The sequence below is a fragment of the Nocardioides sp. NPDC101246 genome, assembly GCF_044767415.1.
Classification (GTDB): domain Bacteria; phylum Actinomycetota; class Actinomycetes; order Propionibacteriales; family Nocardioidaceae; genus Nocardioides.
This window is the reverse complement of sequence record NZ_JBIWNX010000001.1, coordinates 1-15,718: the sequence shown is the minus strand read 5'-3', so window position 1 is coordinate 15,718 and position 15,718 is coordinate 1. Positions and strand designations below refer to the sequence as shown.

14 protein-coding genes and 1 pseudogene are annotated in these 15,718 nt (G+C 69.5%); 13 read left to right on the top strand and 2 right to left on the bottom strand.

Features of this window, described 5'->3' with window-relative positions:
• Positions 1-123 precede the first annotated feature (123 nt).
• The 12 genes and pseudogenes from ACIRON_RS00075 (at position 124) to ACIRON_RS00020 (ending at position 12,071) form a co-directional block, all read left to right on the top strand.
• Complete coding sequence (locus ACIRON_RS00075; protein WP_402987285.1) at positions 124-1,362, top strand: helix-turn-helix domain-containing protein; 1,239 nt, start codon at positions 124-126, stop codon at positions 1,360-1,362.
• A gap of 153 nt (positions 1,363-1,515) precedes the next feature.
• A pseudogene (locus tag ACIRON_RS00070) lies at positions 1,516-1,959 on the top strand (ABC transporter ATP-binding protein); the annotation flags it as partial.
• A 573-nt stretch (positions 1,960-2,532) separates the two neighbouring features.
• Positions 2,533-3,282, top strand: coding sequence for an ABC transporter permease (locus tag ACIRON_RS00065; protein ID WP_091046262.1), 750 nt, complete (start codon positions 2,533-2,535; stop codon positions 3,280-3,282).
• 1 nt (position 3,283) lies between these two features.
• The gene (locus ACIRON_RS00060) at positions 3,284-4,126 is read left to right on the top strand and encodes an MlaE family ABC transporter permease (protein WP_402987283.1); all 843 of its coding nucleotides are present in this window, start codon (positions 3,284-3,286) and stop codon (positions 4,124-4,126) included.
• Positions 4,123-5,400 (top strand): MCE family protein, encoded by a 1,278-nt coding sequence (locus ACIRON_RS00055; protein ID WP_402987280.1) that lies wholly within the window; start codon positions 4,123-4,125, stop codon positions 5,398-5,400. Before ACIRON_RS00060 ends, ACIRON_RS00055 begins: the two co-directional genes overlap by 4 nt.
• Entirely contained in the window at positions 5,397-6,428 is a 1,032-nt protein-coding gene (locus ACIRON_RS00050; protein ID WP_402987277.1) for an MCE family protein, read from the top strand. Before ACIRON_RS00055 ends, ACIRON_RS00050 begins: the two co-directional genes overlap by 4 nt.
• Positions 6,428-7,441 (top strand): MCE family protein, encoded by a 1,014-nt coding sequence (locus ACIRON_RS00045; protein WP_402987274.1) that lies wholly within the window; start codon positions 6,428-6,430, stop codon positions 7,439-7,441. Before ACIRON_RS00050 ends, ACIRON_RS00045 begins: the two co-directional genes overlap by 1 nt.
• Positions 7,438-8,466, top strand: a complete 1,029-nt coding sequence (locus tag ACIRON_RS00040; protein ID WP_402987271.1) for an MCE family protein — start codon at positions 7,438-7,440, stop codon at positions 8,464-8,466. Before ACIRON_RS00045 ends, ACIRON_RS00040 begins: the two co-directional genes overlap by 4 nt.
• 32 nt (positions 8,467-8,498) lie before the next feature.
• Entirely contained in the window at positions 8,499-9,845 is a 1,347-nt protein-coding gene (locus tag ACIRON_RS00035) for an MCE family protein (RefSeq protein ID WP_402987268.1), read from the top strand.
• Positions 9,845-10,990, top strand: coding sequence for an MlaD family protein (locus ACIRON_RS00030; RefSeq protein WP_402987266.1), 1,146 nt, complete (start codon positions 9,845-9,847; stop codon positions 10,988-10,990). The genes ACIRON_RS00035 and ACIRON_RS00030 overlap by 1 nt, the downstream gene beginning before the upstream one ends.
• The gene (locus tag ACIRON_RS00025; protein ID WP_402987263.1) at positions 10,987-11,568 is read left to right on the top strand and encodes a hypothetical protein; all 582 of its coding nucleotides are present in this window, start codon (positions 10,987-10,989) and stop codon (positions 11,566-11,568) included. Before ACIRON_RS00030 ends, ACIRON_RS00025 begins: the two co-directional genes overlap by 4 nt.
• On the top strand, positions 11,565-12,071 hold the full coding sequence (locus ACIRON_RS00020) for a hypothetical protein (protein WP_402987260.1): 507 nt from the start codon (positions 11,565-11,567) through the stop codon (positions 12,069-12,071). Before ACIRON_RS00025 ends, ACIRON_RS00020 begins: the two co-directional genes overlap by 4 nt.
• 75 nt (positions 12,072-12,146) lie before the next feature.
• Here ACIRON_RS00020 and ACIRON_RS00015 read toward each other — a convergent pair whose 3' ends face one another.
• Together ACIRON_RS00015 and ACIRON_RS00010 are read right to left on the bottom strand one after the other, a co-directional pair.
• Positions 12,147-12,392 carry a hypothetical protein gene (locus ACIRON_RS00015; protein WP_402987257.1) on the bottom strand — a complete coding sequence of 82 codons (246 nt, stop codon included), beginning with the start codon at positions 12,390-12,392 and terminating at the stop codon, positions 12,147-12,149.
• On the bottom strand, positions 12,380-12,814 hold the full coding sequence (locus ACIRON_RS00010) for a hypothetical protein (RefSeq protein WP_402987254.1): 435 nt from the start codon (positions 12,812-12,814) through the stop codon (positions 12,380-12,382). Before ACIRON_RS00010 ends, ACIRON_RS00015 begins: the two co-directional genes overlap by 13 nt.
• Before the next feature lie 154 nt (positions 12,815-12,968).
• Between ACIRON_RS00010 and clpB the strand changes: the two genes are divergently transcribed.
• Complete coding sequence (clpB, locus tag ACIRON_RS00005) at positions 12,969-15,554, top strand: ATP-dependent chaperone ClpB (RefSeq protein WP_402987251.1); 2,586 nt, start codon at positions 12,969-12,971, stop codon at positions 15,552-15,554.
• Positions 15,555-15,718: the final 164 nt, after the last annotated feature.

Below are 15,718 nucleotides of genomic sequence, written 5' to 3'. Positions count from 1 at the left end.
TTGTAACGTGCGTCACAAATTCCCCGGGCGGTATCCGTCGGGAGCCCGAGCACCACTGGACGCGACCGCGCGGTGGGGGTGTTCTCGAGGTGGCGATGGCGCCGAGTAGGACGGGAGGCAGGAATGGTTCCGGGCAAGACGTTGCAGAACATGCCGAGTCGCGGCGAGACCCGACGGCTGAGGGCCAGGATCGGGCTCGACATGTGCTCGGCGGCCCGTGTGCCGCTGGACGACCGCGCAGCCATGACGGCGGCCCGCACGATCAGCAACCGGATCCAGCGGCAGGTCATGGCGTACGCGGGGCCGTCGGACGGGAGGCGCGGCCGGATCATCCGCGGCGCAGCCGATGCCGCGGTCGGTCAGTTTGTCGCGGTGGTCAATCATGAGCCCGTCGTACCCGGAAGGGTCGACGGGCTCTTTGCCGATCTGGGGTCCGGAGTGGCCGCCGAGGGGCAGCCGCTCGATGCGATGCACGCGGCCTTCGACGTCGCCACCCATGCTGCCCGACAGTTGCTCGCTGAGCTGGTCGAGGGAGGCAGCCGCGACGAGTCGGCAGCACGCCTGACCCATGCCCTGCTGGTCTACATGGACCTGCTGATGGAGGCTGTCGTCGCCGGCTACCGACGCGAGATCCGGCGACGTTCGTCCGATCCGCTTCATCTGCGCCGTCGTCTGGTGGATCTGGTCCTCGGCGGCGCCCAACCGGCGCAGGTGGAGTCGATCGCGCGCCGCGTCGGGTGGCCGCTGTCCGATCGAGTGGTGGTCCTCGGAACCGAGGTCGAGATCGTCGAGGGTGGTTCGCCACAGCTGCCGCCGGTCGCGCTCGCTCGGCTGGAGGGCACCAGGGCGACCGTGGTCGTGCCGGTGCACGCGGCGGCGGGCGTACTCGACGAGCTGAAACGCCTGACCCGCCGCAGCCCGGTCGCCTTCACCTGGCCGGTGGGGATCGCCGACGCTCCGTCGGCCCTGGCCTGGGTCGACCGCGCCCAGGAGCTGTACGCCGAGCAGTGCATCCCTTCCGGCGACGAGATCGACTGCTCGCGCTACCGGTTCGTGCTGCTGGCACGGTCGGATCTGCGACTGCTGCAGCATCTGCGAGAAGACCTCCTCCGGCCCCTCCGTGCCCTCCCGGAGCGACGTCGGGCCGTGCTCACCGAGACGCTTCGTACGTGGCTCGTGGCCCATGACGGTCAGAAGGAGGTCGCGGCCCGCCTGCGGGTGCATCCGAACACGCTCGACAACCGCATCAAGCGCCTCATCGACCTGTTCGGCCCGCGCCTGATCACCGATCCTGACTTCGGCGCGAGCGTCCTCCTCGCGGTCAGCGGTCACGGCCGGGAACCGAGCCAGCCCGCCGCCTGATCCGCCGGCCGGCCAAACCGTTTTGTCATGCGCGTGACAAAACACGGACCCCATTTGAAGGGTGGCTCGATTTTGGGTCCCGTGTGATCAGGGCCACACGTACTGTCCCGATCGTCGACGCACCCCACAACGGCAGAACAGGGAGGTCCCGCGATGGGCGGAACCGTGGAGGTCACCGGGCTCACCAAGAGCTTCGGGTCTCAGAACATCTGGAGCGACGTGACCCTCACGCTGCCTCAGGGAGAGATCACCGCGCTGCTCGGGCCCTCGGGCACCGGCAAGTCGGTGTTTCTGAAGTCGCTGATGGGGCTGCTGCGGCCGGAGGCCGGGGTCTGCCTGGTCGACGGGGTCGACATGGTCAAGGCGCGGGAGTCGCAGCGGCAGGAGCTGCGCAAGCGGTTCGGGGTGCTCTTCCAGGACGGTGCGCTCTTCGGCTCGATGAGCGTCTTCGACAACGTCGCCTTCCCGCTGCGGGCCCACACCAAGAAGCGCGAGTCGGAGATCCGCCAGATCACCAACGACAAGCTCGACCTGGTCGGGCTGCTCGGGCAGGAGCACAAGCTGCCCGGCGAGATCTCCGGCGGGATGCGCAAGCGCGCCGGCCTGGCCCGCTCGCTGGTCACCGAGCCCTCGATCATCCTGTGCGACGAGCCCGACTCGGGTCTCGACCCGGTGCGTACGGCCAACCTCGCCCAGCTGCTGGTCGACGTCAACGCGGCCACCGACGCGACGATGCTGGTGGTCACCCACAACATCGAGCTGGCACGTACGCTGCCGGACAACCTCGGCATGCTCTACCGCCGCCGGCTGGTGATGTACGGCCCGCGCGAGGAGTTCCTGCTCACCGACCACCCGGTCGTCTCCCAGTTCATGAGCGGCGACCCGATCGGGCCGATCGGGATGAGCGAGGAGACCGACCACGGTGTCAACGACGACTACGTCGAGGGCGAGGCCTACTACCCGTCCGGGGGAGTCGCGACCGTACGTGCCGGGGCCCGCGCCATCGAGGTGCTGCCGCGCCAGCTCGCCCCCGCCAACGGCGCCCCGCGGGCCGCGGTCGAGCGGCACACCGCGCGGGTCGCGAGCGGCGCCGCCACGCTCTACACCGCCGATGACGACGACGTTGACCGAGCCCCGCGAGCGAAGGTCAAGGACCCGGTCAGCCGGGGCCTGGACCAGGTAGGGGCGCTCTTCGCGCTGGGCCTGGACACCTTCCGGGCGGCGTTCCGCCGGCCGTTCGCGGCCCGCGAGCTGCTCGACCAGTTCTGGTTCGTCACCTCGGTCTCCTGGATCCCGGCGATGCTGGTCGCGATCCCGTTCGGAGCGGTGATCGCGCTGCAGCTCGGCACCCTGACGGTGCAGATCGGGGCGCAGTCGTTCACCGGCGCCGCCTCGGTGCTCGCCGTCGTGCAGCAGGCGGCTCCGATCGTGACCTCGCTGGTGATCGCGGGAGCCGGCGGAGCGGCGATCTGCGCCGACCTGGGGTCCCGGACGATCCGCGACGAGATCGACGCGATGCGGGTGATCGCGGTCGATCCGATCCAGGCGCTCGTCGTGCCACGAGTGCTCGCCTGCGTGCTCGCGGCGGTGCTGCTCAACGGGCTGGTCTCGGTGGTCGGTGTGCTCGGCGGCTACTTCTTCAACGTCATCATCCAGGGCGGTACGCCCGGGGCGTACCTCTCCTCGTTCACCGCGCTCGCCCAGCTCTCCGACCTGTGGGTGGGTGAGCTCAAGGCGGTGCTCTTCGGGCTCATCGCCGGCCTCGTCGCCGCGTTCCGGGGGCTCAACACCAAGCCCGGGCCGAAGGGGGTGGGGGAGGCGGTCAACCAGTCGGTCGTGGTCACCTTCCTGCTCCTCTTCTTCGTCAACTTCGTGATCACGACGCTCTATCTCGAGCTCGTTCCCGGGAAGGGGGCCTGACATGGCGACCACCGACGTGGTCAAGAAGCGGTCGCGGCTGGACCGCTCGCTTGACGGGCTGGTGCAGACCGGCCGCGACATCCGGTTCTACGGCAAGGTGCTGGTCGGCATCCCGACCGCGATCCGGCACTACCCCCGCGAGATCCTCCGGATCCTCTCCGAGGTCTCCTTCGGCACCGGTGCGCTCGCGGTCATCGGCGGCACCATCGGGGTGATGACGGGGATGAGCATCTTCGTCGGCACGGTCGTCGGCATGCAGGGGTACGCAGCGCTCGACCAGATCGGCACCTCGACGCTCAACGGGTTCATCTCCGCCTACTTCAACACCCGCGAGATCGCCCCGCTGGTGGCCGCGCTGGCCATGAGCGCGACCGTCGGCGCCGGGTTCACCGCCCAGCTCGGCGCGATGCGGATCAACGAGGAGATCGACGCAGTCAAGGTGATGGGGCTGGGCACGATCCCCTATCTGGTCTCCACCCGGGTGGTCGCCGGTTTCGTGGCGATCATCCCGCTCTACGTCGTCGGCCTGCTGACCTCCTACGCGGGATCGCGGCTCGTGACTGTCTACTTCCACGGGCAGTCGGCCGGGACGTACGACCACTACTTCCAGCTCTTCCTGCCGCCCATCGACATCCTGCTGTCGTTCGGGAAGGTGCTGATCTTCTCGATCCTGATCATCCTGATCCACTGCCGGCTGGGCTTCTACGCCAGTGGCGGGCCGTCCGGGGTCGGGATCGCGGTCGGGCGCTCGGTGCGGCGGACCATCGTGGTCGTCGCGCTGCTCGACCTCGCCCTCTCGATGGCGATGTGGGGCGCCACCACGACGGTGAGGATCGCGGGATGAGTCTCGGCAGAGTTCGTGATGCCTTCCTCGGCCTGTGCTACCTGGCCGTGGTCGCGGCGGTGGCGCTCGGCGCCTGGCTCGCCTACGACCAGACCTTCGTCGACCGCTCCGAGGTGACCCTGACGACCGGCACCCTGGGCAATGCGCTCCAGGAGGGCTCCGACGTCAAGCTCCGCGGGGTGCCGGTCGGCACCGTCCGCACCGTCTCGGCCCGCGAGGGTGGCGCCGAGCTGACCCTGGCGCTGGAGCCGGACGTACTCTCCGATCTCTCGGCCGACACCACCGCGAGGCTGCTGCCCAAGACCCTCTTCGGGGAGCGGTACGTGGCGCTGCAACCGGCCTCGGGGCCGGAGCTGTCGGCCGGCGACGTGATCGAGCAGGACCGCTCGGACGAGGCGGTCGAGCTGGAGCAGGTCCTCGACGAGCTGCTCCCGGTGCTCAAGGCGATCCAGCCCCACAAGCTCAACGCGACGCTGAGCGAGCTGGCCACGATGCTGCGTGACAACGGCGACGACATCGGCGAGGTCTTCTCGGCATGGGCGGACTACCTGAGGAAGCTCAACCCGCTGGTGCCGCAGATGGCCGACGACCTGGCCTCGCTCGGCCGGGTCGCGGGCCACTACGAGGAGGCCGCGCCGGACCTGCTGGACGCGCTGGACACCATGACGGTGACCGCCGAGACCCTCGTCGACCAGCAGCGACAGGTCGCCGACACGTTCCGCTCGGTGACCACGACGGCCGCCGACACCGACCGCTGGCTCGAGCGCAACCGGGAGACGATCGTGGTGCTCTCCGACACCTCGCGCGACGCGCTCCGCGCGGTCAGCCCGTACGCCTCCTCCTTCCCGTGCCTGTTCAGCGCCCTGCGCGACTACGCGCCGGTGATGGCCAAGAACCTCGGCAAGGGCACCGACGAGCCGGGGATCCACGCGCTGGTCAGCGTCTCCGACATCCGGCAGCCCTACCCCTCCGGCTACGTCCCGAAGCTGCGTACCGGCGGCCCCCGATGCCCGTACGTCACCGGCCAGACCGGCAGCCGGCCCGCCGTCACCGGGACGGCCGGCACCGCCGAGCGGATCGAGGCGCCGCCGACGGACCGGGTGCGCACCTTCGGTGCGACCAGGGGCCTGGGCGAGCAGAACTCCAAGGGCGAGAACCAGCTGATCGCCGAGGTGATGGCACCAGCGGAAGGCATGGCACCTGATGAGTATCCGACCTGGTCGAGCCTGCTGCTCGGCCCGACCCTGCGAGGCACGGAGGTGATCGTGCGATGAGGACCGGAAACGGCGGCTCGGTCGCGGTGACGCTCACCAAGTCAGTGGTCTTCGCGCTGGTCACGGTCCTGGCGATGGCGGCGCTGGCGACGACGATCTCCAACGGATCGACCTCGTCGGGGCGTACGTTCACGGCGCTCTTCACCGATGTGACCAGCCTCAACAAGGGCGACGACGTGCGGATGGCGGGGGTGAAGATCGGCACCGTCCAGTCCATCGGGCTGCATCAGAACGACACCGCCGAGGTCGTCTTCACCGCGGCCGAGTCCGCGCCGATGGTCGAGGGGACCCGGGCTGAGCTGCGGTTCCGCAACCTGATCGGGCAGCGCTACATCGCCCTGGAGCCGGGATCGCCGGGCGGTGATCCGCTGAAGCCCGGCTACACGTTCTCGCTCGACGAGACCCAGCCGGCGCTGGACCTGACGATGCTGTTCAACGGCTTCCAGCCGCTGTTCAAGTTCCTCGACCCCGAGGACGTCAACAACCTCAGCGCCCAGATCATCGCGGTCTTCCAGGGCGAGGGCGCGACGGTGGAGTCGCTGCTCTCCTCGACGGCCTCGCTGACCTCGACCCTCGCTGATCGCGACCAGGTGATCGGCGACCTGATCACCAACCTCAACTCGGTCCTCGAGGTGGTCAGCCAGCGCACCGGGATGCTCGACACGACCCTGGTGACCCTGCAGCGGCTGGTCTCCGGGCTGGCCGCCGACCGTAAGACGCTCGGCTCGACCATCGATGGGATGGGCGAGCTCTCCCAGAGCGTCACCGGGCTGCTGCAGGAGGGACGCGAGCCGCTGCGTGACTCGATCGACTCGCTCGGCGACGTCTCGGAGAACCTCGCCGAGAACGACGAGGCGCTGACGAAGTTCCTGACCACCATGCCGCAGAAGACCGACCAGATCGGCCGGATGGCCACCTATGGAGGGTGGCTCAACTTCTACATCTGCTCCATCGACGGGCGGATCCCGAAACCCGAGGGCTACTACGGCGACCTCGGCGTGGACTCGCCGGCAGGAAGGTGCCAATGATGGCCCGCTATCCGAAGTCGTTCGCCGAACGCAACAAGATCGTCATCGCCGTGGTCGGGATCCTGGCCATGACCGGCGTCTTCTTCGCCACCTTCTACGCCGAGGACCTCCCCGTCATCGGCGGGGGCGACACCTACGAGGCCTACTTCGCCGAGGCCGCCGGGATACGTCCCGGTGACGAGGCGAGGGTCGCCGGGGTGAAGGTCGGCGAGGTCTCCGAGCTCGAGCTCGACGGCGACAAGGTGCTGATCAGGTTCCGGGCCAAGGACGTCTCGCTCGGCTCGCAGACGACCGCGTCGATCAAGGTGAAGACGCTGCTGGGGCGCAAGTTCCTCGCCCTGGACCCGGGCGGCTCGGGCCGTCTCCGCGAGCCGATCCCGGTCTCGCGGACCACGACCCCCTACGACGTCAACGCCGCCTTCTCCGACCTCTCCACCACTGTCGGGGAGATCGACATGGCCCAGGTCGAGGAGTCGATGGACGCCCTCTCGGTGGTCTTCGAGGACACCCCCGAGGACGTACGCGGCATGGTCTCCGGCCTCACCCGGATCTCCCGCACGATCTCCTCGCGGGACCAGGAGCTGGCCGAGCTGATGAGGACGACGACCGAGGTCACCGGCACCCTCGCCGAACGCAACGACGAGATCGGGCTGCTGATCGATGACGGCGACAAGCTGCTCGAGGAGCTCGCCGCCCGACGGCAGGCGATCCACCAGATGCTCACCTACACCGACGACCTCGCCAAGCAGGTCACCGGACTGGTCGAGGACAACCAGAAGCGCCTCCAGCCGGCGTTGCAGAAGCTCGACCAGGTCTCCGAGATCCTGCAGCGCAACCAGGACCACCTCGACAAGGCGCTCTCCCAGATCGGCGCCTACTACCGGGTGATCGGCGCCTCGATGAGCAACGGGCCCTGGATCGACGTCTACGGCTGCGGCCTCTTCGACGAGAACAACGCGCCGGTGCTCGACAACGACGTCCAGCGCGACTGCAAGCCGGGAGGGAAGAGATGAGACGGATCCTCGCCGGGTTCCTCGTGGTCGCCGCCGTGGGCGCGGTCGGGTGGGGTGCTGCGTACGGGATCGAGGAGGGGCGGAAGGGCACGACGTTCTCCGCGCTCTTCGAGGCCTCCGTGGGTCTCTACCCCGGCTCCGACGTGCAGGTTCTCGGCGTTCCGGTCGGCGAGGTGACCTCGGTGACGCCAGCCGGCGAGCACGTGAAGGTCTCGATGACCCTCGACCCCGGCCAGAGCGCCGCGGCCGACACCTCGGCCGTGATCGTGGCGCCGACGCTGGTCTCGGACCGCTTCGTCCAGCTCACCGAGCCGTACGTCGACGGGCCCGAGCTCCGCGACGGCACCGTCATCGAGGAGACCGCGGTGCCGGTCGAGATCGACGATCTCTACGCCTCGTTGACCGAGGCCGGCGATCAGCTCGGTCCCAACGGCGCCAACAAGAACGGCGCGCTCTCCCGGTTCCTCGAGGTGCTGGCGGCCAACCTCGACGGCCAGGGCGCCGACATCAACCAGGTGATCCGGGAAGGCGCCGACGCGTCGGCGACCCTGGCCGACGTCGACCAGGACTTCTTCGCCACCGTCGAGAACCTCGACACCTTCAACAAGACCCTGCTCGAGCACGACGACGGGGTCGAGGACGCCAACCGCCGCTTCGCCCAGGTCACCGAGTATCTCGCCGAGGACCGCGACGACCTGGCCTCAGCGGTCGGCAACCTCGGCGAGGCGCTCGCGCTGCTCGAGTCCTTCATCAAGGACAACCGCGGCGAGATGCGCACCAGCGTCGAGAACCTGCAGGGCCCGACCCAGGTCCTCGTCGACCAGAACGAGTCGCTCGAGGAGGCGGTCGCCACGATCCCGCTGGTGCTGCAGAAGTACGTCAACGCCTACGACCCGGCGACCAACAGCCTCGTCGGCCGCACCAACCTGAACGAGCTGAGCGTCTGGTCCGGCGACGGGCTCACCGGCCAGACCTCCGAGGACGCGCCACCGGTCCTGCTGCCCGGTGTCGGAGAGGAGCAGTGATGTCGCGCCTGTCGAGACCCGTGTCGAGAATCGTGTCGAGACCGCTCGTCGCCGTGCTGGCCACGGCCACCCTGGCCCTCTCCGGCTGCGGCCTCGGTGCCGTCAGCGGCGGCGTCTACGAGGCCCCGCTGCCCGGTGGCGCCGACGTGGGGGAGGACCCGATCACGCTGAGCGCCGAGTTCGGCGACGTACTCGATCTGGTTCCTCAGTCCAGCGTCAAGGTCGACAACGTCGCGGTCGGCCGGGTCTCCAAGATCCGGCTGACCGAGGACGGCCGCAGCGCGCGGGTGTCGTTGGTGGTCAGGGACGACGTCTCGCTGCCGGCCGGCACCACCGCGCGACTGCAGCAGACCTCGCTGCTCGGGGAGAAGTACGTCGCGCTGATCCGCCCCGCCACGCCGGTCGCGGGTTCGCCCCTGGGTGATGGTGCGGTCCTCGGGAGAGGCGACACCGAGGCGGCCGCGCAGGTCGAGGAGGTGCTCGGAGCCCTGTCGATGGTGCTCAACAGCGGCGGGATCGCGCAGTTCCAGGAGATCTCCCGCGAGATGCAGAAGATCTCCGACGGGCGGCCGGAGGAGATCAAGGCCTTCCTGACGGAGATGGACCGGTTCGTAACGGTCCTCGACTCGCGCTCGGCCTCGATCACGTCCGCGATCGAGTCTCTCAACGAGCTCGCGGTCACGCTGGAGAAGGACAAGACCAAGATCTCGAACGCCCTCGAGGGGCTCTCGCCGGGCATGCAGGTGCTCGTCGACCAGCGCCCGCAGCTGGTCGCGATGCTGGAGGCCCTCGACAAGCTCTCCAAGGTCACCATCAGCACGCTGGACGAGGCCCAGGACGACATCGTGGCCGACCTCGAGCTGCTCGACCCGATCCTCGACCAGCTCGCCAAGGCCGGCTCCGACCTGCCCTACGCGCTCGAGATCCTCTTCACCTACCCGTTCCCCGACGAGGTGCTCAACGCGATCCGTGGCGACTACATGAACCTGTTCATGATCACGAACTTCCGTACTCCTGCCGGCTGCCAGTCCAAGGGCTGCGAATGGCTGCAGACGGCGGTCGAAGGCGGGTCCGGCGGCTCGGTCAGCTCCCAGTCCGGGTCGCCGGGCACACCGCCCGGACTGCTGCCGTCGACCAGCTCGCCGGTGCCGGGATCGTCCTCGCCGTCGATCCCGGGGGAGTCGATCCTGCCCTCCGATCCCGGCTCTTCCTCGTCCTCCTCGGATCCGTCGGAGTCCGGGTCGTCCTCACCCTCGTCCTCTCCGTCCGATCCCTCCGAGTCGCCCGCGGAGTCACCGACCGAATCGGGGTCGGCGACCTCCGAGACCTCGCCGGAAGGCGCGGCGAGCGACGCCGGCTCCGTGGAAGGGAGCGACTGATGCAACGGCTGACCGGAGGCGTACGCGTCAAGCTCGGGCTCTTCGTCGCCCTCGCGCTCGTGGGCACGAGCTATGTCGGGGCCCGCTACGTCGGCCTGGACCTGCTCGACGAGCCCTACCGCGTCGACGTCTCGCTGCCCGAGGGCGGCGGGCTCTTCGTCAACTCGGAGGTGACCTACCGCGGGGTGCCCGTGGGGGAGGTGACCTCCCTGGAGGCAGGCTCCGACGGCGTACGTGCCGTGCTGGAGATCGAGGGCGACGCGCCCGCCATCCCCGAGGACGTGACCGTGAAGGTCGCCAACCGCTCGGCCATCGGCGAGCAGTATCTGGACCTCCGCGGTGGCGCGGTGGGCTCCACCCGGCTCTCCGACGGCGACCGGCTGAGTGCGGGGGAGGAGGCGTTGCCGTACGACGCCTCCCAGGTCATCGAGACCGGCCGCGACTTCGTCGCCTCGGTGCCCGAGGAGGCGCTGGTGACGACGATCGACGAGTCCTACCTGCTGTCCCGGGGAGCCGGGTCCGACCTGCGGAAGCTGGTGGACACCTCGCTCTCGTTCCAGAAGGAGGCCGACCGCAACTTCCTCGTCTCGGCGAGCCTGATCCGCAACTCCGACCAGGTGCTCGCGACCCAGGAGGAGTCGGCGACCAGCATCAAGGCATGGAGCAACGACCTCGCGCTCTTCTCCGAGACCCTTGCCGACTCCGACAAGGACCTGCGCGACCTGATCGGGGCCGCGCCCGGCTCGACCGCCGAGATCTCGCTGCTGGTCAAGGAGGTCGGCCAGCCTCTCGGGATCCTGATGAGCAATCTGGTCACGCCCGCGACGCTCTTCGGGACGAACGCGGCCGCGCTCGAGTCGACCTTCGTGACCGTGCCGGAGGCGGTCAGCATCGGCTGGGCGATCAACACCTCCAACGGACCACGGCTGAGCCTGATGCCGTCGTTCTTCAACCCGCCGCCGTGCGTCGCGGGTTATCAGGGCACCGACCTGCGGGCCGGCACCGATCTGAGCAAGGGCAAGCCGTTCAACACCGCGGCCGGCTGCGATGCCGTGCCCGAGCCGAAAACCACGAAGACCGAGACAGCCGAGCCGGGGACGGTTAGCGTCCCCACCACGCTCGCCGGACTGATGGGGGAGCGATGAGCACGACAACGGAGAGACGAACGGAGGCCTCGGTGGTCGAGTTGGTCCCCGACCCGCCGTCGAGGCGCGATCGCGTGCTCACCTGGGCGCTGCCGCTGGTGGCGCTGTGCGTGCTGGTCGCGGGCGGGCTGACCTGGTGGCGCGCGAGCGGTCACGACCAGGAGATGGTCGACGAGGCCGCCGTGCGCGACCGGGTGCTGATCGTCGCGACCAGCCACATCGAGACCCTCAACTCCCTCGACTACCGCAAGGTGGACGAGGGGTTGAAGGGATGGGTCGCGGTCACCACCGGCACCCTGCACGACCAGCTGACCAGCGTCTCGGAGGAGGACCGCAAGGTCCTCGCGGAGCAGGAGAAGATCTCGACCGGCTCGGTGATGGAAGCCGCCGTGACCGAGCTCGACGACGACAGCGCGACCGTGATCGCTGCGGTCGAGATCACGGTCCGCGACGGGTCGACCTCCGGCGAGGACGCCGAGCCGACGGTCAAGCGCAACAGGTTCGCGGCCGATCTGGTCAAGGTCGGCGACGACTGGCTCCTGGAGAGCCTCGAGCAGGTAGCGGTGAACATGTCATGAGCACTTCCCTCGTACGCCGCTGGGCGCCCTTCCTCGCCGCGCTCGCCCTGATCCTGGGGCTGGGAGCGTTCTGGCAGGCCGACCGGGAGCGCAACACCGACCACGTCGGCAACCGCGCCGTCGTCGACGCCGAGGCCACCACCGAGGTGCAGTCGGCCGTCTCCACGGGCCTGCTGCAGGTCTTCTCCTACGACTTCTCCGACCCCGCGCCGACCGCCGCTGCGGCCGATGAGTTCCTCGCCGGCGACGCCCGCAAGGAGTACGACCTCCTCTTCAAGCAGCTCCAGGAGAAGGCCCCCGGTCAGAAGCTCGTGCTCAGCGCCGAGGTCCAGGTCGCCGCGGTCAAGTCCCTCGACGCCGACTCCGCTTCGCTCCTGGTCTTCCTCGACCAGGCGTCCCAGCGCTCCACCGACAAGGAGTCGTCCATCTCCGCCGCCCAGATCTCCGTCGAGGCGGCCAAGGTCGACGGCCAGTGGAAGGTCACCGGCCTGGACCTCTTCTGATGCCGAGTCGGCTCGTTATGACGAGCCGACTCGGCACGGATCTCGGTCAGGACGAGCCGACTCGGCGGGGAGGGGTCAGTCGCCGCCGCCTCCGCCGCCGCAGCTCGAGCCGCACGAGGAGCTGTTGCACGACGAGCTGTTGCAGGAGCTGTCGTGGTGGTGGCCACCGCTGTAGGTGGAGCCGCACGAGCTCGAGCTGCAGCTGCTGCCGCCGCGTCTGCGCGGTCCCCGGCGGCGGTTGCCGCTGCTGGACTTGACGGCGGCCTGGGTGATCGCGAGAACGATCAGACCGAGGATCACGATGACGATCAGGGGTTCCACGTGGGGCTCCGTTTCCAGGTGCGGCGGGTGAGATGCCAGATCTGCGAGCCGAGACCGACGGTGAGCACCCGGCGACCGGCGATCTCGGTGAGCGCCGAACGCCGCGTGCCCTCGTAGACCTCGTGCAGGCGGAGCCAGTCGGCTCCGATGGTGGTCAGGAAGCCGCGTACGTCATCGTGGGCGCAGCCCTGCTGCGCGTGCTGCGCGGCCCAGGCATGGAAGCGGGCGCGCCAGTCCGGGAGCAGGTCGAGCTCGGGGGCGGCGTGGTGTGCGGCCGAGGAGCGCTTGTGGTGCAGCACCCGGGTCGTCGCGGTCGTCCGGGCGGCGTCGAACCCCGGTGGCGTACGTCCCGCCAGCAGGTCGTCGAGGACCTCGCGCTGGCGCGCGGCGAGCTGCTCGCGTACCGAGCCTCGGGAGTCCACGAGAGGAGTGTGCCCGATCGGCTTGGGCGGCCGCTGCAATATAAAGATGTCAAAGTTGAGTGGAACAGACTCAACTTTGGTTGTGTTGAGATAGATGCGGGTGAGAGGCACTCGCGGCAGACTCAGGTGCGTCCCAGGAGGAGAGCAGACACAGATGAGCCAGTTTTCGGCAGACAAGTTCACCACCAAGGCCCGCGAGGCGATCGAGGCCGCGCAGCTTGCCGCCACGACGGCGGGCAACACCACGACCGAGCCGATCCACCTGCTGGCCGCACTGCTGCAGCAGGACGAGGGCACCGCGACGTCGATGGTCACCAAGTCCGGTGTGGATGCCGACGAGCTGTCGCGAGCGGTGGCCGCCGACCTCGCCGGGCTCCCGCGCGCCAGCGGTTCCACGGTGCAGCAGCCCGCTGCCTCGGGTGGGCTGACCCGTGTCCTGGCCGGCGCGATCACGCTGGCCACGTCCCTGAAGGACGACTACGCCGCCACCGAGCATCTGCTGATCTCGCTGGCCACCGTCGAGTCGTCGGCGCAGAAGGTGCTCAAGGGCGCCGGGCTCACCGAGAAGGGGCTGCGCGAGACGCTGAAGGTGGTCCGCGGCAACCGCCGGGTGACCTCGCAGGACGCGGAGGACTCCTACGAGGCGCTCGAGAAGTACTCCCAGGACCTCACCGAGGCCGCCGAGCGCGGCAAGCTCGACCCGGTCATCGGCCGTGACTCCGAGATCCGCCGCGTCATCCAGGTGCTCTCGCGGCGTACGAAGAACAACCCGGTCCTCATCGGCGAGCCCGGCGTCGGCAAGACGGCCGTCGTCGAAGGGCTCGCGCAGCGGATCATCGCCGGTGACGTACCCGACTCGCTGAAGGGTCGCCGCCTCCTGTCGCTCGACCTGGCGGCGATGGTCGCCGGGGCGCAGTACCGCGGCCAGTTCGAGGAGCGGCTCAAGGCCGTCCTGGAGGAGATCAAGGCCGCCGAGGGCCAGGTCATCACCTTCATCGACGAGCTGCACACCGTCGTCGGCGCGGGCGCCGGCGGCGACTCGGCGATGGACGCCAGCAACATGCTCAAGCCGATGCTCGCGCGCGGTGAGCTGCACATGATCGGTGCGACCACGCTCGACGAATACCGAGAGCGCATCGAGAAGGACCCGGCCCTGGAGCGTCGCTTCCAGCAGGTCTTCGTCGGCGAGCCGTCGGTCGAGGACACCGTGCAGATCCTGCGCGGCATCCAGGAGAAGTACGAGGCCCACCACGGTGTCCGCATCACCGATGCCGCTCTGGTGGCCGCCGCGACCCTGTCCGACCGCTACATCACCGGGCGGCAGCTGCCCGACAAGGCGATCGACCTCATCGACGAGGCGGCCTCCCGGCTGCGGATGGAGATCGAGTCGTCTCCCGAGGAGATCGACCAGCTCCGGCGCGCAGTCGACCGGCTGAAGATGGAGGAGTTCGCGCTCTCCAAGGAGTCCGACGACGCCTCGCTCGAGCGCCACGCGGCGCTGCGCAAGGAGCTCGCCGACAAGGAGGAGGAGCTGCGCGGGCTGGAGGCACGCTGGGAGCAGGAGAAGGCTTCGCTCGAGGGCGAAGGTGCCCTGCGCAAGCAGCTCGACGCGCTGCGCAGCGAGGCCGAGCGGCTCCAGCGCGAGGGTTCGCTGGGCGAGGCCTCGGAGATCCTCTACGGTCGCATCCCGGAGCTCGAGCGGCAGATCGCCGAGGCCGCCGAGGCCGAGGACGAGGTCACCGACCGGCTGGTCGGTGAGGAGGTCGCTGCCCAGCAGATCGCCGAGGTCGTCGAGGCCTGGACCGGCATCCCGACCGGCAAGATGCTCCAGGGCGAGCAGGCCAAGCTGCTCGAGATGGAGACCGAGATCGGTCGCCGGCTGATCGGGCAGAAGTCCGCCGTCACCGCCGTCGCCGACGCGGTGCGCCGCTCGCGCGCCGGGATCGCCGACCCCAACCGCCCCACCGGCACGTTCCTCTTCCTGGGCCCGACCGGCACCGGTAAGACCGAGCTCGCGAAGTCGCTGGCCGACTTCCTCTTCGACGACGAGCGCGCGATCGTACGCATCGACATGTCCGAATACTCCGAGAAGCACTCGGTCGCCCGGCTGGTCGGTGCTCCTCCGGGCTACGTCGGCTACGACGAGGGTGGTCAGCTGACCGAGGCGGTACGCCGCCGCCCCTACTCGGTGGTGCTGCTCGACGAGGTCGAGAAGGCTCACCCCGAGGTCTTCGACATCCTGCTGCAGGTGCTCGACGACGGGCGGCTGACCGACGGTCAGGGTCGCACGGTCGACTTCCGCAACACGCTCCTCATCCTCACCTCCAACCTCGGTTCGGCCTTCCTGGTCGACCCGGTCATGGATGAGCACGAGAAGCACGAGTCGGTCATGGCCGTGGTCCGGGCGTCGTTCAAGCCCGAGTTCCTCAACCGCCTCGACGAGGTCGTCATGTTCGACGCCCTCACGCTGGCCGACCTCACCAAGATCGTCGACATCCAGCTCGGCCTGCTCGAGAAGCGCCTCGCCGCCCGCCGCATCTCGATCTCCGTCACCCCGGAGGCTCGGGAGTGGCTGGCCGAGACCGGCTACGACCCGGCGTACGGCGCCCGGCCCCTCCGCCGCCTCATCCAGTCCGCCATCGGCGACCCCCTCGCCCGAAAGCTCATCGGCGGCGAGGTCTCCGACGGTGGCCAGGTCACCGTCGACCGCGACGGCGACGGCCTCACCCTGAACACCTGAGCCGAGGCGCCACGTAGGTCGGCCGAGGGGGGCCACCCGGGGGGGGGGGGGGGGGGGGGGGGGGGCCGCCGCCCCCCCCCCCCCCCCCCCCCCCCCCCCCACGGCGGCCCCCCCCCCCCCCCCGCCCCCCCCCCCGGGGGCCCCCCCCCCGGGGGGCGCCCCCC

Excerpts from the sequence above, each read along its gene's own strand:
- ACIRON_RS00030 (WP_402987266.1), top strand. The coding sequence starts at position 9,845 with ATGCAACGGCTGACCGGAGGCGTACGCGTCAAGCTCGGGCTCTTCGTC.
- ACIRON_RS00020 (WP_402987260.1), top strand. The coding sequence starts at position 11,565 with ATGAGCACTTCCCTCGTACGCCGCTGGGCGCCCTTCCTCGCCGCGCTC.
- ACIRON_RS00025 (WP_402987263.1), top strand. The coding sequence starts at position 10,987 with ATGAGCACGACAACGGAGAGACGAACGGAGGCCTCGGTGGTCGAGTTG.
- ACIRON_RS00045 (WP_402987274.1), top strand. The coding sequence starts at position 6,428 with ATGGCCCGCTATCCGAAGTCGTTCGCCGAACGCAACAAGATCGTCATC.
- ACIRON_RS00055 (WP_402987280.1), top strand. The coding sequence starts at position 4,123 with ATGAGTCTCGGCAGAGTTCGTGATGCCTTCCTCGGCCTGTGCTACCTG.
- ACIRON_RS00075 (WP_402987285.1), top strand. The coding sequence starts at position 124 with ATGGTTCCGGGCAAGACGTTGCAGAACATGCCGAGTCGCGGCGAGACC.
- ACIRON_RS00060 (WP_402987283.1), top strand. The coding sequence starts at position 3,284 with ATGGCGACCACCGACGTGGTCAAGAAGCGGTCGCGGCTGGACCGCTCG.
- clpB (WP_402987251.1), top strand. The coding sequence starts at position 12,969 with ATGAGCCAGTTTTCGGCAGACAAGTTCACCACCAAGGCCCGCGAGGCG.
- ACIRON_RS00050 (WP_402987277.1), top strand. The coding sequence starts at position 5,397 with ATGAGGACCGGAAACGGCGGCTCGGTCGCGGTGACGCTCACCAAGTCA.
- ACIRON_RS00040 (WP_402987271.1), top strand. The coding sequence starts at position 7,438 with ATGAGACGGATCCTCGCCGGGTTCCTCGTGGTCGCCGCCGTGGGCGCG.